The organism is Pantoea sp. GABEPS69 (assembly GCF_045780835.1).
Lineage (GTDB): Bacteria > Pseudomonadota > Gammaproteobacteria > Enterobacterales > Enterobacteriaceae > Pantoea > Pantoea septica.
Genome location: NZ_CP118618.1, coordinates 3,859,053 through 3,880,424, shown reverse-complemented (window position 1 = coordinate 3,880,424; position 21,372 = coordinate 3,859,053). Strand labels below are relative to the sequence as shown.

General features: G+C 58.7%; 19 protein-coding genes and 4 tRNA genes. 21 read left to right on the top strand and 2 right to left on the bottom strand.

Annotation, left to right across the window (positions count from 1 at the left end):
- Nucleotides 1–19 precede the first annotated feature (19 nt).
- The 3 genes from rep to PVE98_RS18825 all read left to right on the top strand — a co-directional run bounded on the left by rep (nt 20) and on the right by PVE98_RS18825 (nt 2,714).
- Nucleotides 20–2,041 (top strand): DNA helicase Rep, encoded by a 2,022-nt coding sequence (gene rep / locus PVE98_RS18835; protein ID WP_033754526.1) that lies wholly within the window; start codon nt 20–22, stop codon nt 2,039–2,041.
- A 141-nt stretch (nt 2,042–2,182) separates the two neighbouring features.
- Entirely contained in the window at nt 2,183–2,437 is a 255-nt protein-coding gene (locus PVE98_RS18830; RefSeq protein WP_033754529.1) for a type II toxin-antitoxin system Phd/YefM family antitoxin, read from the top strand.
- A complete protein-coding gene (locus tag PVE98_RS18825; protein WP_033754532.1) occupies nt 2,427–2,714 on the top strand; it encodes a type II toxin-antitoxin system RelE/ParE family toxin in 288 nt (95 codons plus the stop codon). Before PVE98_RS18830 ends, PVE98_RS18825 begins: the two co-directional genes overlap by 11 nt.
- A gap of 33 nt (nt 2,715–2,747) precedes the next feature.
- Here the strand turns inward: PVE98_RS18825 and gppA are convergent, their stop codons facing one another.
- Both gppA and rhlB read right to left on the bottom strand, forming a co-directional pair.
- Nucleotides 2,748–4,232, bottom strand: a complete 1,485-nt coding sequence (gppA, locus tag PVE98_RS18820; RefSeq protein WP_096072374.1) for a guanosine-5'-triphosphate,3'-diphosphate diphosphatase — start codon at nt 4,230–4,232, stop codon at nt 2,748–2,750.
- Nucleotides 4,233–4,240: 8 nt separating this feature from the next.
- The gene (rhlB, locus tag PVE98_RS18815) at nt 4,241–5,533 is read right to left on the bottom strand and encodes an ATP-dependent RNA helicase RhlB (RefSeq protein ID WP_096072375.1); all 1,293 of its coding nucleotides are present in this window, start codon (nt 5,531–5,533) and stop codon (nt 4,241–4,243) included.
- Nucleotides 5,534–5,650: 117 nt separating this feature from the next.
- Here rhlB and trxA point away from each other — a divergent pair, with 117 nt between their 5' ends.
- The 18 genes from trxA to PVE98_RS18725 all read left to right on the top strand — a co-directional run bounded on the left by trxA (nt 5,651) and on the right by PVE98_RS18725 (nt 21,227).
- The gene (gene trxA, locus PVE98_RS18810; protein ID WP_033754540.1) at nt 5,651–5,983 is read left to right on the top strand and encodes a thioredoxin TrxA; all 333 of its coding nucleotides are present in this window, start codon (nt 5,651–5,653) and stop codon (nt 5,981–5,983) included.
- Nucleotides 5,984–6,327: 344 nt separating this feature from the next.
- Nucleotides 6,328–7,587, top strand: a complete 1,260-nt coding sequence (rho, locus tag PVE98_RS18805; RefSeq protein WP_407568530.1) for a transcription termination factor Rho — start codon at nt 6,328–6,330, stop codon at nt 7,585–7,587.
- Nucleotides 7,588–7,867: 280 nt separating this feature from the next.
- Complete coding sequence (gene wecA / locus PVE98_RS18800; protein WP_033754545.1) at nt 7,868–8,953, top strand: UDP-N-acetylglucosamine--undecaprenyl-phosphate N-acetylglucosaminephosphotransferase; 1,086 nt, start codon at nt 7,868–7,870, stop codon at nt 8,951–8,953.
- 16 nt (nt 8,954–8,969) lie between these two features.
- Entirely contained in the window at nt 8,970–10,022 is a 1,053-nt protein-coding gene (gene wzzE / locus PVE98_RS18795; protein ID WP_033754547.1) for an ECA polysaccharide chain length modulation protein, read from the top strand.
- A complete protein-coding gene (gene wecB / locus PVE98_RS18790; protein ID WP_096072376.1) occupies nt 10,019–11,149 on the top strand; it encodes a non-hydrolyzing UDP-N-acetylglucosamine 2-epimerase in 1,131 nt (376 codons plus the stop codon). Before wzzE ends, wecB begins: the two co-directional genes overlap by 4 nt.
- Nucleotides 11,146–12,405, top strand: coding sequence for a UDP-N-acetyl-D-mannosamine dehydrogenase (gene wecC, locus PVE98_RS18785; RefSeq protein WP_096072377.1), 1,260 nt, complete (start codon nt 11,146–11,148; stop codon nt 12,403–12,405). Before wecB ends, wecC begins: the two co-directional genes overlap by 4 nt.
- On the top strand, nt 12,402–13,481 hold the full coding sequence (gene rfbB / locus PVE98_RS18780) for a dTDP-glucose 4,6-dehydratase (RefSeq protein WP_096073858.1): 1,080 nt from the start codon (nt 12,402–12,404) through the stop codon (nt 13,479–13,481). The genes wecC and rfbB overlap by 4 nt, the downstream gene beginning before the upstream one ends.
- A 22-nt stretch (nt 13,482–13,503) precedes the next feature.
- Nucleotides 13,504–14,385 (top strand): glucose-1-phosphate thymidylyltransferase RfbA, encoded by an 882-nt coding sequence (gene rfbA, locus PVE98_RS18775; RefSeq protein ID WP_033754556.1) that lies wholly within the window; start codon nt 13,504–13,506, stop codon nt 14,383–14,385.
- Entirely contained in the window at nt 14,363–15,070 is a 708-nt protein-coding gene (gene rffC, locus PVE98_RS18770) for a dTDP-4-amino-4,6-dideoxy-D-galactose acyltransferase (protein WP_033754559.1), read from the top strand. The genes rfbA and rffC overlap by 23 nt, the downstream gene beginning before the upstream one ends.
- Entirely contained in the window at nt 15,057–16,187 is a 1,131-nt protein-coding gene (rffA, locus tag PVE98_RS18765; protein ID WP_096072378.1) for a dTDP-4-amino-4,6-dideoxygalactose transaminase, read from the top strand. The genes rffC and rffA overlap by 14 nt, the downstream gene beginning before the upstream one ends.
- Nucleotides 16,187–17,437: a lipid III flippase WzxE gene (wzxE, locus tag PVE98_RS18760; protein ID WP_096072379.1), complete on the top strand. Its 1,251-nt coding sequence runs from the start codon at nt 16,187–16,189 to the stop codon at nt 17,435–17,437. Before rffA ends, wzxE begins: the two co-directional genes overlap by 1 nt.
- The gene (locus PVE98_RS18755) at nt 17,434–18,501 is read left to right on the top strand and encodes a TDP-N-acetylfucosamine:lipid II N-acetylfucosaminyltransferase (protein WP_096072380.1); all 1,068 of its coding nucleotides are present in this window, start codon (nt 17,434–17,436) and stop codon (nt 18,499–18,501) included. The genes wzxE and PVE98_RS18755 overlap by 4 nt, the downstream gene beginning before the upstream one ends.
- The gene (gene wzyE, locus PVE98_RS18750) at nt 18,498–19,841 is read left to right on the top strand and encodes an ECA oligosaccharide polymerase (RefSeq protein WP_033754568.1); all 1,344 of its coding nucleotides are present in this window, start codon (nt 18,498–18,500) and stop codon (nt 19,839–19,841) included. Before PVE98_RS18755 ends, wzyE begins: the two co-directional genes overlap by 4 nt.
- 34 nt (nt 19,842–19,875) lie before the next feature.
- Complete coding sequence (gene wecG, locus PVE98_RS18745; protein ID WP_096072381.1) at nt 19,876–20,616, top strand: lipopolysaccharide N-acetylmannosaminouronosyltransferase; 741 nt, start codon at nt 19,876–19,878, stop codon at nt 20,614–20,616.
- A gap of 159 nt (nt 20,617–20,775) precedes the next feature.
- Nucleotides 20,776–20,852: transfer RNA gene (locus PVE98_RS18740), tRNA-Arg, on the top strand.
- 94 nt (nt 20,853–20,946) lie between these two features.
- Nucleotides 20,947–21,022: transfer RNA gene (locus PVE98_RS18735), tRNA-His, on the top strand.
- 16 nt (nt 21,023–21,038) lie between these two features.
- Nucleotides 21,039–21,125, top strand: a tRNA-Leu gene (locus tag PVE98_RS18730).
- Between the two features lie 25 nt (nt 21,126–21,150).
- A tRNA-Pro gene (locus PVE98_RS18725) sits at nt 21,151–21,227 on the top strand.
- The last annotated feature ends 145 nt before the right edge of the window (nt 21,228–21,372 follow it).

The following is a 21,372-nucleotide window of genomic DNA, read 5'->3' as shown; positions in this document are numbered from 1 at the left end:
TACTGAGCGATTTTTTACTATGCGTTTAAACCCCAGCCAACAACGCGCCGTCGAGTTTGTTACCGGCCCCTGTCTGGTGCTGGCGGGAGCGGGATCGGGCAAAACCCGCGTCATCACCAATAAGATTGCCCATCTGATCCGCGAGTGCGGCTATCAGGCGCGCCATATCGCGGCGGTTACCTTTACCAATAAAGCCTCGCGCGAGATGAAAGAGCGCGTCGCCCAGACGCTGGGGAAAAAAGAGGCGCGCGGCCTGATGATCTCCACCTTCCATACGCTGGGACTGGAGATCATTAAGCGCGAATACGCCGCGTTGGGCATGAAGTCCAACTTCTCGCTGTTCGACGATACCGACCAGCTGGCGCTGCTGAAAGATTTGACGCAGCCGTGGCTGGAAGAGGACAAGACGCTGCTGCAGCAGCTGATCTCGACCATCTCCAACTGGAAGAACGATTTGATCGATCCGCCGCGCGCCGCCGCGCTGGCGCGCAGCGAGCGCGACAATATCTTCGCTCACTGCTACAGCCTCTACGATCAGCATCTTAAATCGTGTAACGTGCTCGACTTCGACGATTTGATCCTGCTGCCGACGCTGCTGCTGCAGCGCAATCAGGAGGTGCGGGAGCGCTGGCAGCAGCGCATTCGCTATCTGCTGGTGGATGAGTATCAGGACACCAATACCAGCCAGTATGAGCTGGTGAAGCTGCTGGTGGGCGCGCGGGCGCGCTTTACCGTGGTCGGAGATGACGACCAGTCGATCTACTCCTGGCGCGGCGCGCGGCCGCAGAATCTGGTGCTGCTGAAAGAGGATTTTCCGGCGCTGGAGGTGATCAAGCTGGAGCAGAATTACCGCTCGTCGCAGCGCATCCTGAAAGCGGCGAATATCCTGATCGCCAACAACCCGCACGTATTCGAGAAGCGGCTTTTCTCCGAGCTCGGTCTCGGCAGCGAACTCAAAGTGCTGACCGCGAACCATGAGGATCATGAGGCGGAGCGCGTAACGGGCGAGCTGATCGCGCACCATTTCATCAATAAAACGCAGTATAAAGATTACGCAATTCTCTATCGCGGCAATCATCAGTCACGCGTGTTTGAAAAGATGCTGATGCAGAACCGCATTCCCTATCGCATCTCTGGCGGCACCTCGTTTTTTTCGCGGCCCGAGATTAAGGATCTGCTCGCCTATCTGCGCGTGCTTACCAACCCGGACGACGACAGCGCCTTTTTGCGCATCGTCAACACGCCGCGTCGCGAGATTGGCCCGGCGACGCTGCAAAAGCTGGGCGAGTGGGCGAACCTGCGCAATAAAAGCCTGTTTAACGCCAGTTTCGACGTCGGCCTTGGGCAGACGCTAAGCGGGCGCGGCCTGGAACATCTGCAGCGCTTTACCCACTGGCTGCAGGAGATCGTGCAGATGACCGAGCGCGAGCCGGTCAACGCGGTGCGCGATCTGATCCGCGGCATCGACTATGAAAGCTGGCTGTTCGAAACGTCGGGCAGTCCGAAAGCGGCCGAAATGCGCATGAAGAACGTCAATACGCTGTTTCAGTGGATGACGGAGATGCTTGAGGGCAGCGATATCGACGAGCCGATGACGTTGACGCAGGTGGTCACGCGCTTTACGCTGCGCGACATGATGGAGCGCGGCGAGAGCGACGAAGAGCTCGATCAGGTGCAGCTGATGACGCTGCACGCCTCGAAAGGGCTGGAATTTCCCTACGTCTTTCTGGTCGGCATGGAAGAGGGGTTGCTGCCGCATCAGAGCAGCATCGATGAGAACAACATCGAAGAGGAGCGCCGTCTGGCCTACGTCGGCATTACCCGCGCGCAGAAAGAGCTGACCTTTACGCTCTGCCGCGAGCGTCGCCAGTATGGCGAGCTGGTGCGTCCGGAGCCGAGCCGCTTTCTGCTGGAACTGCCGCAGGATGATGTCGTCTGGGAAACCGAGCGCAAGGTCGTCAGCGCCGAAGAGCGGATGAAAACCGGGCAAACGCGGGTCGCCGGCCTGCGGGCGATGCTGGAGAAGGCGAAAAAGGGCTAAGCGTTCCGTTGCTTTGATTTGCTTTATCGGATGGTCACTGGCTAAATAAGATACTATTAGTAGCGCTTTTAAAGGTGCTATTATTAGTATCTTTAGAATTATCCTCTTTTAGTCCATGCTATTAGCTCAAGGGGTCAAACGATGCCTTTTACTATTCTGACCAATACAGCAGCCAGTATCACCGATTTGAAACGTGATCCTATGGGAACAATCCGTTCCGCTGAGGGCGAAACCATTGCCATACTCAATCGTAATGAACCCGCTTTCTACTGCGTACCGCCTGCTGTCTACGCTTATTTGATGGAGCTGGCGGAGGATGCCGAACTAGGACGTCTGGTTGACGAGCGATTGGCTGAGTTGCCTGATGCGAAAGAGATTTCGCTCGATGACTTATAAACTTAAATTCATTCCCTCCGCTGAAAAGGAGTGGAAAAAACTGGGTCATACCATTCGAGAGCAGTTCAAGAAAAAGCTGGCCGAGCGGTTAGTAAATCCGCGCATTCCTGCTGCTCAACTTCATGGCCGTAAAGATCAGTATAAAATTAAACTCAGGGCTACCGGTTACAGGCTAGTTTATTTGGTTGAGGATGAAACCATCACGGTCATCGTTCTGGGCATAGGGAAAAGGGATGGCGGCCAGGTCTATCTGAATACTGCAGATCGCTCAGTATAAACGGCTATTTTGAATAACCGTAATAGCCATGCCTTAAGATATTTGCAGCAGCCAGTGCACATAGGACTGGTAATGTCTCTCCTGGTCCAGCAGCTCGGCGCGCAGCGGATGCGCTTCCAGCCAGCCTGCCGGCAGAGTGAGATGCAGCGTATCGTCGTCAGCCTGTAAGCGCACCGCAGGCAGCGTATCGTCGCGACGACGGCTGGAAAAGATGATCGCCAACCGCAGCAGACGGCAGAGGCGTTCGGCAAGACGCGGCGGAAGAGCGTTTTGCTGGGTCAGCAGTGCTAAATCGATGCTGCCGCTCTGGTTCTGCAGCAGGCAGGCCAGCAGTTTTTTCTGCGCGGGCGTAAAGCCGGGGAGATCGAGATGGCGCACCAGATAGGCGGCGTGCTGTGGAGCCTGGCGGAAATCGACGCTAAGGCCGATTTCGTGTATCGCGCTGGCGCTGAGCAGCAGCTCGCGGCAGCGCTGATCCAGTTTCCATACCGCGCTCACCTGACGGAAAAACACGTCGGCCAGCTGACGCACGCGCGCTGCCTGTTCCACATCGATAGAGAAACGACGCTGAACGTTGTGCAGCGTGCGGCTGCGGATATCGCGATCGACCGGCAGATGCAGCATGCCGTAAACCAGTCCCTCGCGCAGCGCGCCGCCGGCCAGCGTCATGCTTTCGATGCCGAGCTCCTGGAATACCGCAATCAGAATGGAAAGGCCGCTGGGGAAAACCAGCGCGCGCTCCAGCGTTAAGCCTTCGATCTCCAGCTCTTCCAGCTTGCCGCACTGAATGGCGCGCTGTTTGAGCTGCTGCAGCTTACTCAGGGTGATGCGTTCGTCCATGCCCTGCGCCACCATAATCTCCTGCAGCGCCTGGACGGTGCCGGAGGCGCCGACGCAGGCTTCCCAGCCGTGAGCGCGCAGCGGCGAGGCGATAGGGCGGATCATGTCGATCGCGGCCTGCTCGGCGGCGTCGAAATTCTCTTTTGCCAGATGACGGTCGCTGAAGAAGCGTTCAAGCCAGGTTACGCAGCCCATAGGCAGGCTAAACAGCACGGAGGCGTGCGAGCCGTCGCCGGTGGCCAGCTCGGTGCTGCCACCGCCGATATCGACCACCAGCCGCTTGTCCGAGCCGCCAGTGGTATGCGCGACGCCCTGATAAATCAGGCGCGCTTCCTCTTCGCCGCTGATAACGTTAATCGTGCAGCCCAAAATCTGCTGTGCGGTAAACAGGAATTCGCTGGCGTTGGCCGCCAGGCGCAAGGTGGCGGTCGCGACCACGCGGATCTGTTCGGAAGGAATATCCTGCAGCTGTTCGGAGAAGAGCTTCAGACACTCCCAGCCGCGCGTCATCGCCTCGACGGAAAGATGGTTATTTTTGTCCAGACCGGCAGCCAGACGCACCTTGCGCTTAATGCGCGCGACGGTCTGAATGCTTCCGGAAACTTCGCGCACCACCAGCATATGAAAGCTGTTGGATCCCAGATCAATCGCAGCATAAAGTGACGATGCGCTTAGCATAATGTGGATTAACCCGAACGTTTACGGTTGTTGTTACGCGGCGCTCCACGACGATTCGCGTTGTTGCCGCCGCGGCGCGGACCGTTGCCGGTACGGGCGCGAGCCAGACGCTTCGGTGGGGGCAGGTTATCCATCAGCGCGTCGCTGTTGTACTTGCTCACCGGAATGCTGTGGCCAATATACTCTTCAATCGCCGGCAGGTTCAGGGCGTACTCTTCACAGGCCAGGCTGATCGAGTGTCCGCTGGCGCCCGCGCGGCCGGTACGGCCGATACGGTGAACGTAATCTTCGCGATCGTCAGGCAGGTCGTAGTTAAAGACGTGCGTGACCGCAGGAATATGCAGGCCGCGCGCCGCCACGTCGGTCGCCACCAGGATATCGACGTCGCCTTTGGTGAAGTCGTCCAGAATGCGCAGGCGCTTCTTCTGCGGCACGTCGCCGGTCAGCAGGCCGACGCGATGTCCGTCCGCCGCCAGATGGCCCCAGATATCTTCGCAGCGATGCTTGGTGTTGGCGAAGACAATAGCACGATCCGGCCACTCTTCTTCCAGCAGCGTCTGCAGCAGGCGCATTTTTTCTTCGTTCGACGGGTAGAAGAGCTCTTCTTTAATGCGATGACCCGTTTTCTGCTCTGGCTCCACCTCAACGTACTCGGCGTTGTTCATGTGTTCGAAAGCCAGTTCGCGCACGCGCCAGGAGAGCGTGGCGGAGAAGAGCATGCTCAGGCGCTGCGTCGCAGGCGGCATGCGGCGGAACAGCCAGCGGATATCTTTAATAAAGCCGAGATCGAACATGCGGTCGGCTTCGTCCAGCACCAGCACCTGAATCGCGCCGAGGTTAATGTGGTTCTGTTTCGCGTAATCGATCAGACGGCCGGTGGTGCCGACCAGGATGTCGACGCCGTCGGCCAGCACTTTTAGCTGCTTGTCGTAGCCGTCGCCGCCGTAAGCCAGGCCCAGCTTCAGACCGGTGGCCTGCGCCAGCGGTTCGGCGTCGGCGTGGATCTGCACCGCCAGTTCGCGCGTCGGCGCCATGATCAACGCGCGCGGCTGATTGATCTGACGGCCTTCCTGGGCAGGGTGAGTGAGAAGATGATGAAACGTCGACGTCAGAAACGCCATCGTTTTGCCGGTACCGGTTTGCGCCTGGCCTGCGACATCACGCCCTGAGAGCGTAAAGGGCAGAGCTAACGCCTGAATAGGCGTACAGTGATGAAAGCCTTTTTTATCAAGGGCTTCCACGACCAGAGGGTGCAGGGCGAAGTCGGAAAACTTCTGTTCTGTTAAGTGTGTTTTGCTCATAGTGTGGTAGAATATCAGCTTACTATCGCTTTACGAAAGCGTATCCGATGAAATAAAGTCAACCTTCGTTGGTAAACTTTACGCCAATTCGCCAGGCATAATCTTGTGGAGTAATACATGAGCAGCGATAAAATCGTTCACCTCACCGATGACAGTTTCGATGCAGACGTTCTGAAAGCAGAAGGCGTCACACTGGTAGATTTCTGGGCTGAATGGTGTGGTCCTTGCAAAATGATCGCCCCGATTCTCGATGAAGTTGCCGAAGAGTACGACGGTAAGCTCACTATCGCCAAGCTGAACATTGACGATAACCCGGGCACCGCGCCGAAGTACGGCATCCGCGGCATCCCGACGCTGCTGCTGTTCAAAAACGGTGAAGTCGCCGCGACGAAAGTCGGCGCGCTGTCTAAAAGCCAGCTGAAAGAGTTCCTGAACGCCAACCTGGCGTAAGGACGAGAACGTTCGGCGGTGGCGAATTTTCTTCCACTGCTGGACGTTCGCATTTTAGCGTGCTAAGTTACTTTCACTGCATTACGCACTTACCTTGTAGTTTGCATCTTAAAGATTTCCTTTGTTAAACCCTGAAGCACGTTCCGTATACAGCGGTTTAGCAATTCTGACGGTTAGCACCAACTTTGGCATCGCATTTCAACCGTCTCTCTCGCTTCCAGTCGCCATCCCTGACGATGATCGTCGAGAAGAGTTGAAAGCGCCATTAACAGGCATGGAATATTAAGCCATACCATTCACGACCAACATTTCGAGAATTACCCCGAGTTTAAGAACCCATCACTATGAATCTTACCGAATTAAAGAACACGCCGGTTTCTGAGCTGATTACCCTCGGCGAAAATATGGGGCTGGAAAACCTGGCGCGCATGCGCAAACAGGATATTATTTTCGCCATCCTCAAACAGCACGCGAAAAGCGGCGAGGACATCTTCGGTGATGGTGTGCTGGAGATATTGCAGGACGGATTCGGTTTCCTCCGCTCCGCAGACAGCTCTTACCTCGCCGGTCCCGACGACATCTACGTTTCTCCCAGCCAAATTCGCCGTTTCAACCTTCGCACTGGTGACACCATCTCCGGCAAAATCCGTCCGCCGAAAGAGGGCGAGCGTTATTTTGCGCTGCTGAAGGTTAACGAGGTTAACTACGATAAGCCTGAAAACGCGCGTAATAAGATTCTGTTCGAAAACCTGACGCCGCTGCACGCCAACAGCCGTCTGCGCATGGAGCGCGGCAATGGTTCGACGGAAGACCTTACCGCACGCGTGCTGGATCTGGCTTCGCCGATCGGCCGCGGACAGCGTGGTCTGATCGTCGCGCCGCCGAAAGCGGGTAAAACCATGCTGCTGCAGAATATCGCGCAGAGCATCGCCTACAACCATCCAGACTGCGTGCTGATGGTGCTGCTGATCGACGAACGTCCGGAAGAAGTGACCGAGATGCAGCGTCTGGTCAAAGGCGAAGTTATCGCCTCTACCTTCGACGAACCGGCTTCACGCCACGTTCAGGTTGCCGAAATGGTGATCGAGAAGGCGAAGCGTCTGGTTGAACACAAAAAAGACGTGATCATCCTGCTCGACTCCATCACTCGCCTGGCGCGCGCCTACAACACCGTAGTGCCGGCATCAGGTAAAGTGCTGACCGGTGGTGTTGACGCCAACGCCCTGCATCGTCCGAAGCGCTTCTTCGGCGCCGCGCGTAACGTGGAAGAGGGCGGCAGCCTGACCATCATCGCGACCGCGCTGGTTGATACCGGTTCGAAGATGGATGAAGTGATTTACGAAGAGTTTAAAGGCACCGGTAACATGGAGCTGCACCTCGCACGTAAAATCGCTGAAAAACGCGTCTTCCCGGCGATTGACTACAACCGCTCCGGTACGCGTAGAGAAGAGCTGCTTACTTCCCAGGAAGAGCTGCAGAAGATGTGGATCCTGCGCAAGATTATTCACCCGATGGGCGAAATCGACGCGATGGAATTCCTCATCAACAAACTGGCGATGACCAAAACCAACGACGAATTCTTCGATATGATGAAGCGCTCGTAATTCCGCGCTGGCTAATCGAGACGGCGAAACCGACTTTTTTAGCCTAAATGCGCAGGAATTCGCCCTAACGCCACGTCTTAACGTGGCGTTTTTTATTTGTGCGCATTAGGATTACCGCTGGCAGGAGCATTTATAATGACTGCGGCGGCAGTGCGCAAAAAATAACCATGCGCGCGTGGTCGGAAGCAGAATTCGGACTCGGGATGAAAGGCAAAAACATGCAGTTTGTTTATCCTGTCCCTGATTTTAGCTGAGAGCGTTAAACGTGAATTTACTCACTATGAGTACTGAGCTGGGCCTTACTTTTCTATTTTCTTTAGTCTTTATCTTTTTTGCGCGCAAAGCGGCTAAAAAAATAGGTCTGGTCGACACGCCTAATTCCCGTAAACGTCATCACGGCGCCATTCCACTGGTCGGCGGCATTTCCGTATACGCCGGCATCTGCTTTATGTTTCTCATTACCCGCTTCTACCTGCCGCACGCCACGCTTTATCTTATCTGCGCCGGTCTGCTGGTGCTGGTCGGCGCGCTCGACGATCGTTTCGATATCAGCGTAAAAATCCGCGCTGTGGTGCAGGCCGCGGTAGCGGTGGCGATGATGGTAGGCGCCAAACTTTATCTGCTCAGCCTTGGCTTTATTATCGGCCCGGTTGAGCTGGTGGTCGGGCCGTTCGGCTACGTGCTGACGCTGTTTGCCGTCTGGGCGGCGATTAACGCCTTTAATATGGTGGACGGCATCGACGGCCTGCTGGGCGGCCTTTCCTCGGTCACCTTTGCGGCGATGGGCATTATTCTCTGCTTCGACGGCCAGTACAGCCTGGCCGTCTGGTGCTTCGCCATGATTGCCGCCACCATACCTTATATCTTGTTGAATCTTGGTTTTCTCGGCCGTCGCTATAAAGTCTTTATGGGCGATGCCGGCAGCACCATGATTGGCTTCACCATTATCTGGATCCTGCTGGAAACCACGCAGGGATTGAGTCATCCGATTACGCCCGTGACCGCGCTCTGGCTGATCGCCATTCCGCTAATGGATATGGTGGCGATTATGTATCGTCGCCTGCGCAAAGGCATGAGCCCTTTCTCCGCTGACCGGCAGCATATTCATCATTTGATCATGCGCGCCGGCTTCACCTCGCGTCAGGCGTTTGTATTGATCACCGTGGCGGCCGCGATTCTCGCCGGCATCGGCGTACTTGGCGAGTACCTCGCCTTTATCCCCGAGTGGGTGATGCTGGTGCTGTTTATGGTGGCGTTTATGTTTTACGGCTATTGCCTGAAACACGCCTGGCGCGTGGCGCGCCTGATCCGTCGTATAAAGCGTCGTTTGAACGCTCATCGCGACGCTAAGAAAAAATTACCCTGATAAGGATTGCCTTGTGATGACCTCTGAGGTTGCAGATAACGAACTGGATATTCGCGGCCTGGGCTGCGCGTTATGGCGCGGCAAGCGCTGGATTATCGGTCTGGCGCTGCTTTTCGCGCTGGTCGCGTGGCTGGCTTCGCTGCTGATGAAACAGGCGTGGAGCACCACGGCGATTACCGATCGTCCTACGGTGAATATGCTCGGCGATTACTACGCGCAGGAGCAGTTTCTGAATAATCTCGACGTGCGCAACAATACGCTCAATCTGGCGGCGCCCTCGCCGACCATCATGGATGAGGTCTATCAGGAATTTATTATGCAGCTGGGGGCTTGGGATACGCGTCGCGACTTCTGGCAGCAGACGGAATATTACAAAAGCCGCCGCTCAGGCAACGCCCATAACGACGCCGCGCTGCTTGACGATATGGTCGCCAATATCCAGTTTCTGCCCGCCGACGCGGCGCGCAATACGCGCGACAGCGTTAAGCTCATCGCGGAAACCGCCGGGGACGCCAACAACCTGCTGCGCCAGTATATCGCCTTCGCCAGCGAGCGTGCGGCACGCCACCTTAACGGCGAGCTGAAAGGCGCATGGCAGGCGCGCAGCGAGCAGCTGCAGGCGCAGGTGAAGCGTCAGGAAGATGTGGCGAACGCCGTTTTCCAGCGTCAGCAGCATCGTCTGCAGCAGGCGCTGAAGGTCGCCAGCCAGCAGGGCATCCATGAAAACCGCTCGCGCGACGCGCGCGAACCGATCGCCGACAGCGACCTCTTCCTGCTGGGCGAGCCGCAGCTGCAGGCGCAGCTGGAAACCCTGCAGGCGACCGGACCCAGCTACGATATCAGCTATGATCAAAACAGGGCGATGCTCACCACGCTGAGCGCCGGCCCGACGTTGAACCGCACCTTCCAGACCTACCGCTACCTGCGTACGCCGGAAGAGCCGGTTTCGCGCGACAGCCCGCGTCGCCTGTTTATGATGGTTATGTGGGGCGCGTTAGGCGCATTGACGGGCGCAGGCGTGGCGCTGGCGCGTCGTTCCGGCGTCAGATCAGCGAGAGAAACCGCGTGAAAGTGCTAACAGTATTCGGGACTCGCCCGGAGGCGATAAAAATGGCGCCGCTGGTGCAGGCGCTGGCGCAGGATCCTGCGTTTGACTCTCGCCTGTGCGTCACCGCGCAGCACCGCGAAATGCTCGATCAGGTTCTGCGCCTCTTTGCGCTGCAGCCCGATTATGACCTGAACGTGATGCGTCCTGAGCAAGGATTAACGGAGATCACCTGCCGCATTTTACAGGGCATGAAAACCGTGCTGCTCGACTTTAAACCCGACGTGGTGCTGGTGCATGGCGACACCACCACCACGCTCGCCGCCAGCCTGGCGGCATTTTATCAGCAGATCCCGGTCGCCCACGTCGAGGCGGGACTGCGCACCGGCGATTTGACGTCGCCGTGGCCCGAAGAGGGCAACCGCAAGCTGACCGGTCATCTTGCCCGGTTGCACTTTACCCCGACCGAGCGCTCGCGCCAGAATCTGCTGGCGGAAAATTTGCCCGACGCGCGCATCTTCGTCACCGGCAATACAGTGATCGACGCGCTGTTGTGGGTACGCGATCGGGTTATCGCCGATCCCGGCCTCAACGCGCAGCTCGCCGGCTGCTATCCCTTCCTCGACAGCGAGAAGAAGCTGGTGCTGGTCACCGGCCATCGTCGCGAAAGCTTCGGCGAAGGTTTTGAGCGTATCTGCAGCGCGCTGGCGCGTATCGCCCGTCAGCATCCCGACGCGCAGATCGTCTATCCGGTGCACCTTAACCCCAACGTCAGCGAGCCGGTTAACCGCATCCTCAGCGGCATCGACAATATCGTGCTGATCGAGCCGCAGGAGTATCTGCCTTTCGTCTGGCTGATGAATCGGGCCTGGCTGATCCTCACCGACTCCGGCGGCATTCAGGAAGAAGCGCCTTCGCTGGGCAAACCGGTGCTGGTGATGCGCGACGCGACGGAACGGCCTGAAGCGGTCGACGCCGGCACCGTGAAGCTGGTCGGCACCGACGTAGAGAAAATCGTGGCTGAAGTCGGTCTGCTATTGACCGACGAAATGGCCTGGCAAACCATGAGCCGCGCGCACAACCCATACGGCGACGGCAATGCCTGTCAGCGCATTCTGCAAGCCTTAAAAAATACCCGAGTTGACCTATGAGTTTTGACACCATTTCCGTGATTGGACTGGGCTACATTGGGCTGCCGACCGCAGCCGTTTTCGCGTCGCAAAAGAAAAAGGTCGTGGGGGTCGATATCAACGCCCACGCGGTAGAGACCATTAACCGTGGGGCGATTCATATCGTCGAGCCCGCGCTGGACAAAGTGGTCCACGATGCCGTTACCCAGGGTTTTCTGCGCGCCACCACGCAGCCCGAAGCGGCCGACGCCTTCCTGATCGCCGTGCCGACGCCCTTTATGGCGGACCATCAGCCCGATTTGCGCTTCGTTAAGGCGGCGGCGGAATCGATCGCGCCGGTATTGAAGAAAGGCGATCTGGTGATCCTGGAATCGACCTCGCCGGTCGGCGCAACGGAGCAGATGGCGGAGTGGCTGGCGGTGACGCGCCCGGATCTGCGTTTCCCGCAGCACGGCGGCACGCCCGATATCTTTATCGCCTACTGTCCGGAGCGCGTGCTGCCGGGCAAAATCATGCAGGAACTGATTCACAACGACCGCGTGATCGGCGGCATGACGCCCGCCTGCTCGGCGCAGGCCAGCGCGCTCTACCGGATTTTTCTGCAGGGCGAATGCGTGGAGACCAACGCGCGCACGGCGGAGCTATGCAAGCTGACGGAAAACAGCTTCCGCGACGTTAATATCGCTTTCGCCAATGAGCTGTCGCTGATTTGCGCCGATCAGGGGATTAACGTCTGGGAACTGATTGCGCTGGCGAATCGCCATCCGCGCGTCAATATTCTGCAGCCGGGGCCTGGCGTCGGCGGGCACTGCATTGCGGTCGATCCCTGGTTTATCGTGGCGCAAAATCCGTCGCTGGCGCGGCTGATCCGCACCGCGCGCGAAGTGAACGACAGCAAGCCGCACTGGGTGCTGAATCAGGTCAAGGCGGCGCTGGCGGACTGCCTGACCCAGAGCGGCAAGCGCGCCGATGAGATTGTCATCGCCTGCTTCGGGCTGGCGTTTAAACCCAACATCGACGATCTGCGCGAAAGCCCGGCGATGCAGGTAGCGCAGATGATCGCCGAATGGCATCGCGGACAGAGCTGGGTGGTAGAGCCGCATATCGCCGCGCTGCCCGCCGCGCTCGCCGACAAGGCTGCGCTGGTTTCCCGCGAGCAGGCGCTGGCGGAGGCCGACGTGCTGGTGATGCTGGTGGACCACGATCACTTCCGCGCCGTTGACGCGTCGCAGGTCACGCAAAGCTGGATTGTGGATACGCGGGGAGTATGGCGGTGAAACAGTTCTTAATCACCGGCGGCGCAGGTTTTATCGGCTCGGCGCTAGTGCGTTTTCTTATCGAAGAGACGGATCACCGCATCGTTGTGGTCGACAAGCTCAGCTATGCAGGCAATCTCGCCTCGCTGGCGAGCGTGATGCAGCATGCGCGCTTCGCTTTCGAACAGGTGGATATTTGCGATCGTCCGGCGCTGGATGCTGTTTTCGCGCGCTATCAGCCCGACTGCGTCATGCACCTGGCGGCTGAAAGCCACGTCGACCGCTCTATCGACGGCCCGATAGCCTTCGTCGAAACCAATATCGTCGGCACCTATCAACTGCTGGAGGCGGCGCGCAGCTACTGGAACAGACTTGAAGCAGCGCGACGCGAAGCTTTTATCTTCCACCATATCTCCACCGACGAAGTGTTTGGCGATTTGCAGGATCCGCAGGCGTTTTTTACCGAAACCACGCCCTATGCGCCAAGCAGCCCTTATTCAGCGACCAAGGCCAGCAGCGATCATCTGGTGCGCGCCTGGCTGCGTACCTACGGCCTGCCTGTTATCGTCACTAATTGCTCGAATAACTATGGCCCCTGCCATTTCCCGGAAAAGCTTATCCCGCTCACCATCATCAATGCGCTGGCGGGTAAGCCGCTGCCGATTTACGGCAACGGCGAGCAGATCCGCGACTGGCTCTATGTCGAAGATCATGCGCGCGCGCTCTATCGCGTCGTGAGAAGCGGCAAGGTTGGCGAAACCTATAATATCGGCGGGCATAATGAGCAGCGCAATATCGACGTGGTCAACACTATCTGCGATTTACTGGAGCAAATGGCGCCGGAGCGTAAAGCCGCTGGCCTGACGCACTACCGCGATTTGATTACGTTTGTGGCGGATCGTCCCGGTCACGATCAGCGCTATGCCATCGACGCCAGCAAAATTGCGCGCGAGCTGGGCTGGACGCCACAGGAAACGTTCGACAGCGGCATGCGCAAAACCGTGCGCTGGTATCTGGAAAATCAGGCATGGTGGCAGGCTATTCTGGACGGGCGCTATCGCGGCGAGCGGCTAGGCCTGGCTGCGTCGCGTTCATGATGGCGTCAGAGGAGCGGAAGCGATGAAAGGTATTATTCTGGCAGGCGGCTCAGGCACGCGTCTTCATCCCATTACGCGGGCGATTTCTAAACAGCTGCTGCCCGTGTACGACAAGCCGATGATCTATTACCCGCTGTCGGTGCTGATGCTGGCGGGCATTCGCGACATTCTGCTGATCACCACGCCCGAGGATCGCGATCATTTTGTGCGCCTGCTGGGCGACGGTAGCGAATTCGGCATCCATCTCAGCTATGCGGTGCAGCCAAGCCCGGATGGACTGGCGCAGGCGTTTATTATCGGCGAGCGCTTTATCGACGGCGATCGCTGCTGTCTGGTATTGGGCGACAACCTCTATTTCGGCCAGGGCTTCAGTCCGAAGCTAAAAAAAGTCGCCGCACGCGAGCAGGGCGCGACGGTGTTTGGCTATCAGGTGATGGATCCTGAACGTTTTGGCGTTGTGGAGTTTGACGAAGCCTTCAACGCGCTCTCTATTGAAGAGAAACCCAGCGCGCCGAAATCGCGCTGGGCGGTAACCGGCCTCTATTTTTACGATAATCAGGTTGTCGAATTTGCAAAGCAGGTAAAACCTTCCGCGCGCGGCGAGCTGGAGATTACCGCCATCAACCAGATGTATCTGGCGCGCGGCCAGCTCTCCGTCGAACTCTTAGGCCGCGGATTCGCCTGGCTCGACACTGGCACGCACGACAGCCTGATCGAGGCCAGCACCTTTGTGCAGACGGTGGAGAAACGACAGGGTTTCAAAGTTGCCTGTCTGGAGGAGATCGCCTGGCGCAACGGCTGGCTGAGCGACGAGCAGCTGCGCGTCGCCGGAGAAGCACTGACGAAAACCGGCTACGGCCAGTATCTGCTGGATCTGTTACATGCCCGTCCACGTCAGTATTAATCCCCTGGCGTGGGAAAGCGCCTTTTTCGGTTGCAAGACGGCGCGACTCGATCTGGACGGCGACCTGCCGCTGAGCGAGGCACTGCGCCAGCCAGCCGATCTATGGCAGATCAAAGTGCCCGCCGACCGACTTGAGGCGATCGACGCTCTCTGTCAGCAGGGATTTCAGCTGGCGGAAGGCGAAGCCGATCTGGCCATCAACATTAAACGCACCGAACGGCAGAGCGGCATCCGCATCGCCCGCGAGTCGCAAATCAGCGCGCTACGCGCCGCCGCGGCGCAGATCTTCGTGCAGAGCCGCTTTCGCGCGCCCTGGTTCGAGGCAGACGCCAGCGCGCGCTTTTACGCCCAGTGGATTGAAAACGCGGTGCGCGGCACCTTTGATCATCAGTGCCTGATCGCCAGCGATGAGGCGGGCGCGCTGCTTGGTTTTATCTCACTGCGTGAGACGGAAGGTGAGGCGCGGGTCGGGCTGTTGGGCGTGCTGCCACATGCGCAGGGCAACGGCGTCGGGCAGCGCCTGCTGCTGGCAGGCGCAGACTGGGGACGCGTCCGCCAGCTCGGCCGTCTGCGCGTCGCGACGCAGCTCAGCAACCTGCCGGCGATGCGACTCTATTTACGCAGCGGTGCCCGGCTGGAAAGCACCGCTTACTGGTTCTACAGGAAAGGTCATGATCCCATTTAACGCGCCGCCGGTTGTCGGCAGCGAACTTGAATATATGCAGTCGGCGATGGCCAGCGGCAAGCTGTGCGGCGACGGCGGTTTTACCCGCCGCTGTCAGCAGTGGATGGAGCAGCGCTTCGGCAGCAAAAAAGTGCTGCTGACGCCGTCGTGCACCGCTTCGCTGGAGATGGCGGCGCTGCTGATCGATCTGCAGCCGGGCGATGAAGTGATTATGCCGAGCTACACCTTCGTTTCCACCGCCAACGCCTTTGTGCTGCGCGGCGCGACCATCGTCTTCGTGGACATTCGTCCGGATACGCTCAATATCGACGAAAGCAAAATCGAAGCGGCGATCACCGAGAAAACGCGCGCCATCGTGCCGGTGCACTATGCGGGCGTGGCCTGCGAAATGGACGCCATTATGGCGCTGGCGGCGAAACATCAGCTCTGGGTCATCGAGGATGCGGCGCAGGGCGTGATGTCGCGCTACAAGGGACGCGCGCTGGGCACGATTGGCCATATTGGCTGCTTCAGCTTTCATGAGACCAAGAACTACACGGCAGGCGGCGAAGGCGGCGCGACCCTGATCAACGATGCGGCGCTGGTGGAGCGCGCCGAAATCATCCGCGAGAAGGGCACCAACCGCAGCCAGTTTTTCCGCGGCCAGGTGGATAAGTATACCTGGCGCGATATCGGCTCGAGCTATCTGATGGCGGATCTGCAGGCGGCCTATTTGTGGGCGCAGCTTGAAGCGGCCGATCGCATCAATCAGCAGCGTTTGCGCCTGTGGCAGCGCTATTACGACGCGCTGCAGCCGCTGGCGGCGCAAGGGCGTATCCAGCTGCCGTCGCTGCCCGCCGACTGCGAGCACAATGCGCATATGTTCTATATCAAACTGCGCGACAGCGACGATCGCCAGGCGCTGATTAGCTGGATGAAAGAGGCGGAGATCCTGACGGTTTTCCACTATATCCCGCTGCACAGTTCGCCCGCCGGCCAACGGTTCGGCCGCTTTCACGGCGAAGAGCGTTTCACCACGGTCGAGAGCGAGCGTCTGCTGCGGCTGCCGCTGTTTTACAACCTGACGGACAATAACCAGAATACGGTTATCAGTTCCCTGCTGAGTTTCTTCGCCTGATGTCGCTGGCAAAAGCGTCGGTGTGGACGGCAACGTCCACGCTGGTGAAAATCGCTGCTGGTCTGCTGGTGGTGAAACTGCTGGCGGTGAGTTTCGGCCCGGAAGGGGTAGGGCAGGCGGGCAACTTTCGCCAGCTGATCACCGTGCTCGGCGTGCTGGCGGGCGCAGGCATCTTCAACGGCGTCACCACCTACGTTGCGAAGTATCAGCATCAGCCGGAGCCGCTACGCGCGCTGCTGGGCACCGCATCGGCGATGGTGCTGGGCTTTTCCACGCTGCTGGCGCTGGTTTTTCTGCTGGCGGCCGCGCCGATTAGCCAGGCGCTGTTTGGCCATACGCGCTTTGCGAATGTGGTGCGCATCATCGCCTTCCTGCAGTTCGGCATCGCCTGGGCCAACCTGGCGCTGGCGCTGCTGAAAGGCTATCGCGACGCGCGAGGCAACGCGCTGGCGCTGATCGTCGGCAGCCTTATCGGCGTCGCGGCCTATGTGCTCTGCTGGTGGACAGGCGGCTATGCGGGCGCGCTGGCGGGCTTTGCGCTGGTGCCTGCGCTGGTGGCTGTTCCGGCATTCATTTTGCTGAAGAAACGCGTGCCGCTGCCGCTCGCCTGGCTGAAGCCGCAGTGGCAGCCGGAACTGGCGCGCAGCCTGGCGAAATTCACCCTGATGGCGCTGATTACCTCGGTGACGCTGCCGGTCGCGTGGATAATGATGCGCAACCTGCTGGCGCAGCACGACGGCTGGGCGCAGGTCGGCCTGTGGCAGGGCGTTACCAGCATCTCCGACGCCTGGCTGCAGTTTATCACCGCCACCTTCAGCGTCTGGCTGCTGCCGACACTGGCGCGGCTGGAGCAGAAACGCGATATCGCGCGTGAAATCATGCGCGCGCTGCGCTTTGTCTTGCCCGCCGTGGCGGCGGTCGGCTTTTGCGTCTGGCTACTGCGCGACGTGGCGATCAGGCTGCTCTTTTCGCCGGCGTTTCACGCCATGCGCGATCTTTTCGTCTGGCAGCTGTGCGGCGACGTGTTCAAGGTCGGCGCCTATGTTTTCGGTTATCTGGTGATTGCTAAGGCGTCGCTGCGCTTCTATATTCTGGCCGAAATCAGCCAGTTCGCGCTGCTGACGCTCTTTTCGCGCTGGCTCATCCCGCTCTCGGGCGTAACCGGCGCGGCGCAGGCCTATATGGCGACCTATCTTGTTTATTTCGCGCTCTGCTGCGGCGCTTTTATGATTTATTACCGAAAAAAATGACGTTAATCCACGTTCTGGGATCGGATATCCCCCATCACAATCAGACGGTGCTGCGCTTTTTCAACGAGGTGTTGAGCGTTGAGCTGCCTGCCGATCGGCCGCGCCGATTTATGGTGGTGACGCAGCAGCCTGCCGCGCTCGCTGCCTTCAGCCATCTCGACATTGAGACCTTCGCGTCGAAAAAGGCGCTGGCGCAGGCGCTGACGGCGCGGGCGAAAACGCGCGAGCAGCGTTTTTTCTGCCACGGGCAGTTTAATCCGGGCATCTGGCTGGCGCTGCTGAGCGGTAAGATCCGCCCCAGCCAGATCTACTGGCACGTCTGGGGCGCCGATCTTTACGAAGAGTCGCGCAGTCTGAAGTTCCGCCTGTTCTATCTGCTGCGCCGCATCGCGCAGGGGCGCGTCGCACGGGTTTTCGCCACCCGCGGCGATTTACACCACTATCAGCAGCGGCATCCGCGCGTACCGTCCCAACTGCTCTATTTTCCGACGAGAATGCCTGCCGCCGCGCCGCAAAGCGCGCCGGACGCGCGCTTTACCGTGCTGCTGGGCAACTCCGGCGACGCCAGTAATCGCCATATTGACGGCCTCAAAGCGATTCGCGCGCAGTTTGGCGAGGAGACGCGCGTCGTGGTGCCGCTGGGCTATCCGCCTGACAATGACGCCTACATTAGCGAGGTTGAGAAAGCCGCCGCGACGCTGTTTCCTGCTGGGCAGGTCGAGCTCCTGCGCAGCAATCTCGCCTTTGACGACTATTTAGCGCTGCTCGCCCGCTGCCATTTAGGCTATTTTATGTTCGAACGCCAGCAGGGCATCGGAACGCTCTGCCTGCTGATTCAGGCTAACGTGCCTTTTGTGCTGAACCGGCGCAATCCGTTCTGGCGCGATATCAGCGAGCAGGGCTTGCCGGTGCTGTTTAGCGGCGATGCGCTGGATCGCGCGAGCGTCGCGGAAGCGCGCCGACAGCTGGCGAGCTGCGATAAACAGGCCATCGCCTTTTTCGCGCCGGGCTATGTGGCGGGCTGGCGCGAGGCGCTGCGCCAATGTGAAAGGGAGTCCTTATGAACCTCATGCAGTTCAGCGGTCTGCTGGTGGTTTATCTGCTGTCGCTGGGTTTTATTCTGACCCTCACCTGGCGGGAGTTCAGGCGCGTGCGCTTTAATTTCCACCTCTTTTTTACACTGCTGTTTTTACTGACTTTCTATTTCGGTTTCCCGCTAACCAGCGTGCTGGCGTTCCGCTTTAACGTCGAGGTAGTGCCGCCGGAGTATCTGCTGCAGGCGCTGCTGTCGGCGACAGCGTTCTACGCTGTTTACTACGTCAGCTATAAGGTGCGGCTGCGCCCTGCGACGGTGCCGCGCGCCCGACCATGGCTACAGATGAACCGCGTCGAGACGCACCTGACCTGCGTGCTGCTGGCGCTGGTGGCGATCGGTACGGTAACGGTCTTTTTCCTGCACAACGGCTTTCTGCTGTTCCGTCTGACCGCCTATAACCAGATTTTCTCCAGCGAAGTCTCCGGCGTGGCGCTGAAGCGCTTTTTCTATTTCTTTATCCCGGCGATGCTGATCCTCTATTTTCTGCGGCCGACGCAGCGCAACTGGCTGCTGTTTCTGGTGGTTACGGTGGCATTCGGCCTGCTGACCTACGCGCTGGTGGGCGGCACGCGCGCCAATATTATTATCGCGTTCGCCCTGTTCCTGTTTATCGGCATTACGCGCGGCTGGATCAGCCTGTGGATGCTGGCGGCGGCGGGCGTGCTGGCGATAGGCGGCATGTTCTGGCTGGCGCTGCGGCGCTATAACCTCAACGTGTTCGGTGAAGAGGCGGTTTACACCTTTCTTTATCTGACGCGCGATACCTTTTCGCCCTGGGAGAATCTGGCGCTGCTGCTGGAGAACTACTCAAAGATCGAGTTCCAGGGACTGGCACCCATCTGGCGCGACTTTTATGTCTATATTCCCGGCTGGCTGTGGCCGGGCAGGCCGTCGATGGTGCTCAACAGCGCCAACTACTTTACCTGGGAAGTGCTAAACAACCATTCCGGCCTGGCGATTTCGCCTACCCTGCTGGGTTCGCTGGTGGTGATGGGCGGCGCCTGGTTTATCTTGCCGGGCGCGGTAGTGGTCGGGTTGATTATCAAAGGCTTCGATACGCTCTATTTGCGCGGGCGCGACGCCGACAATCGCTATAGCGGCGCGATCATGCAGAGTTTCTGCTTTGGCGCGGTGTTTAATATGATTGTGCTGGCGCGCGAGGGACTGGACGCGTTCGGCTCGCGCGTGGTCTTTTTCGCTTTGATTTTTCTGGCCTGCCTCGGCGTGGCGAAGATGCTTTACTGGCTGCTGGATCGCGCCGGGCTGATTCGACGTCGCGGCGGCCAGGCTGTACATAGCCTCACTTAACGCCTCTGGCATAACAGGAAGATAGAACTCAACCATGACAAGGTTACCGGAAGCGCCGCAGTATGAGATTCGCGGCGTGTCGCTGTATGGTTTCGACAGTATGTCCGCCTTTGTGGATTTTTTGCTGCCGGGCGAGACGGCACGCAGCGGAACGTTAGTGGCGCTCAATGCCGAGAAGATGCTGACGGCGGAGCACGACGACGCGCTGCGCGCGCTGTTGCAGGAGGCGGAATTCAAATATCCCGACGGCATCAGCATCGTGCGCTCTGTCCGTAAAAAGTATCCCCATGCTGAGGTGCAGCGTATTGCGGGCGCCGATTTATGGGAGGCGTTAATGGAGCGCGCCGGACGGCAGGGCACGCCGGTATTTTTGATCGGCGGGCGTCAGGCGGTGCTGGATGAGACCTGCGATAAGCTGCGTCGGCAGTGGAATGTCAATATCGTCGGCGCGCAGGACGGCTATTTTGCGCCTGCCGATCGCGACGCGCTTTTTACCCGCGTCGCCGCCAGCGGCGCGCGTATCGTGACCGTCGCGCTGGGCTCGCCGCGTCAGGAGCTGTTGATGCGCGATTGTCGCGCGCGCTGGCCGCACGCGCTCTATATGGGGGTAGGCGGCACCTACGACGTGTTTACCGGTCACATGAAACGCGCGCCGAAGATTTGGCAGCGTCTGGGGCTGGAATGGCTCTATCGCTTGATTCGACAGCCCAGTCGGCTGCGTCGCCAGCTAAAATTGCTGAAATATTTGCGCTATCACTGGCGTGGCGATCTCTGATATTACTGATTACTTCGGCCTTTTTTCGCTGCGGAAATAGCCAGAGTGCTGCATTACTCGACGAAATGCACAAAGCGTAATCAAACGCGTTTTTTTATTAAAAAAGCACTGGACAGCATCACCCCAAGTCCGTAGTATGCCCATCCGCAACGGCGCTACGCGCCCGTAGCTCAGCTGGATAGAGCGCTGCCCTCCGGAGGCAGAGGTCTCAGGTTCGAATCCTGTCGGGCGCGCCATTTAGTTTGTGCGCAGGAGCTGCGGTGGTTACATTACCGCGTTAGTAAAGAGTTACATGGTGTAGGTCGGTGGCTTGCAACATAACGAATTGTGGTGGCTATAGCTCAGTTGGTAGAGCCCTGGATTGTGATTCCAGTTGTCGTGGGTTCGAGTCCCATTAGCCACCCCAGATTTTGCTGGGATACGCGAAGGTGGCGGAATTGGTAGACGCGCTAGCTTCAGGTGTTAGTGTCTTAACGGACGTGAGGGTTCAAGTCCCTCTCTTCGCACCAGGCAAAACAAAACAATAAAAATTATCGGCGAGTAGCGCAGCTTGGTAGCGCAACTGGTTTGGGACCAGTGGGTCGGAGGTTCGAATCCTCTCTCGCCGACCATTTTATAAACCTGCTTGAAAAAGCAGGTTTTTTTTCGTCTGCAGGAAAGCGGGTTGTGGACTGTCTGTTTTGTGCCGACGCGAATGGCATGGACGGATCGCAAAGTCGCTTTACGCATCCCTGCGCGCTCGGCCCGCGACATCCC

Coding starts and splice junctions, on each gene's coding strand:
- rep (WP_033754526.1), top strand. CDS start 20: ATGCGTTTAAACCCCAGCCAACAACGCGCCGTCGAGTTTGTTACCGGC.
- PVE98_RS18830 (WP_033754529.1), top strand. CDS start 2,183: ATGCCTTTTACTATTCTGACCAATACAGCAGCCAGTATCACCGATTTG.
- PVE98_RS18825 (WP_033754532.1), top strand. CDS start 2,427: ATGACTTATAAACTTAAATTCATTCCCTCCGCTGAAAAGGAGTGGAAA.
- gppA (WP_096072374.1), bottom strand. CDS start 4,232: ATGCTAAGCGCATCGTCACTTTATGCTGCGATTGATCTGGGATCCAAC.
- rhlB (WP_096072375.1), bottom strand. CDS start 5,533: ATGAGCAAAACACACTTAACAGAACAGAAGTTTTCCGACTTCGCCCTG.
- trxA (WP_033754540.1), top strand. CDS start 5,651: ATGAGCAGCGATAAAATCGTTCACCTCACCGATGACAGTTTCGATGCA.
- rho (WP_407568530.1), top strand. CDS start 6,328: ATGAATCTTACCGAATTAAAGAACACGCCGGTTTCTGAGCTGATTACC.
- wecA (WP_033754545.1), top strand. CDS start 7,868: ATGAGTACTGAGCTGGGCCTTACTTTTCTATTTTCTTTAGTCTTTATC.
- wzzE (WP_033754547.1), top strand. CDS start 8,970: ATGACCTCTGAGGTTGCAGATAACGAACTGGATATTCGCGGCCTGGGC.
- wecC (WP_096072377.1), top strand. CDS start 11,146: ATGAGTTTTGACACCATTTCCGTGATTGGACTGGGCTACATTGGGCTG.
- rfbA (WP_033754556.1), top strand. CDS start 13,504: ATGAAAGGTATTATTCTGGCAGGCGGCTCAGGCACGCGTCTTCATCCC.
- rffC (WP_033754559.1), top strand. CDS start 14,363: ATGCCCGTCCACGTCAGTATTAATCCCCTGGCGTGGGAAAGCGCCTTT.
- rffA (WP_096072378.1), top strand. CDS start 15,057: ATGATCCCATTTAACGCGCCGCCGGTTGTCGGCAGCGAACTTGAATAT.
- wzxE (WP_096072379.1), top strand. CDS start 16,187: ATGTCGCTGGCAAAAGCGTCGGTGTGGACGGCAACGTCCACGCTGGTG.
- PVE98_RS18755 (WP_096072380.1), top strand. CDS start 17,434: ATGACGTTAATCCACGTTCTGGGATCGGATATCCCCCATCACAATCAG.
- wzyE (WP_033754568.1), top strand. CDS start 18,498: ATGAACCTCATGCAGTTCAGCGGTCTGCTGGTGGTTTATCTGCTGTCG.
- wecG (WP_096072381.1), top strand. CDS start 19,876: ATGACAAGGTTACCGGAAGCGCCGCAGTATGAGATTCGCGGCGTGTCG.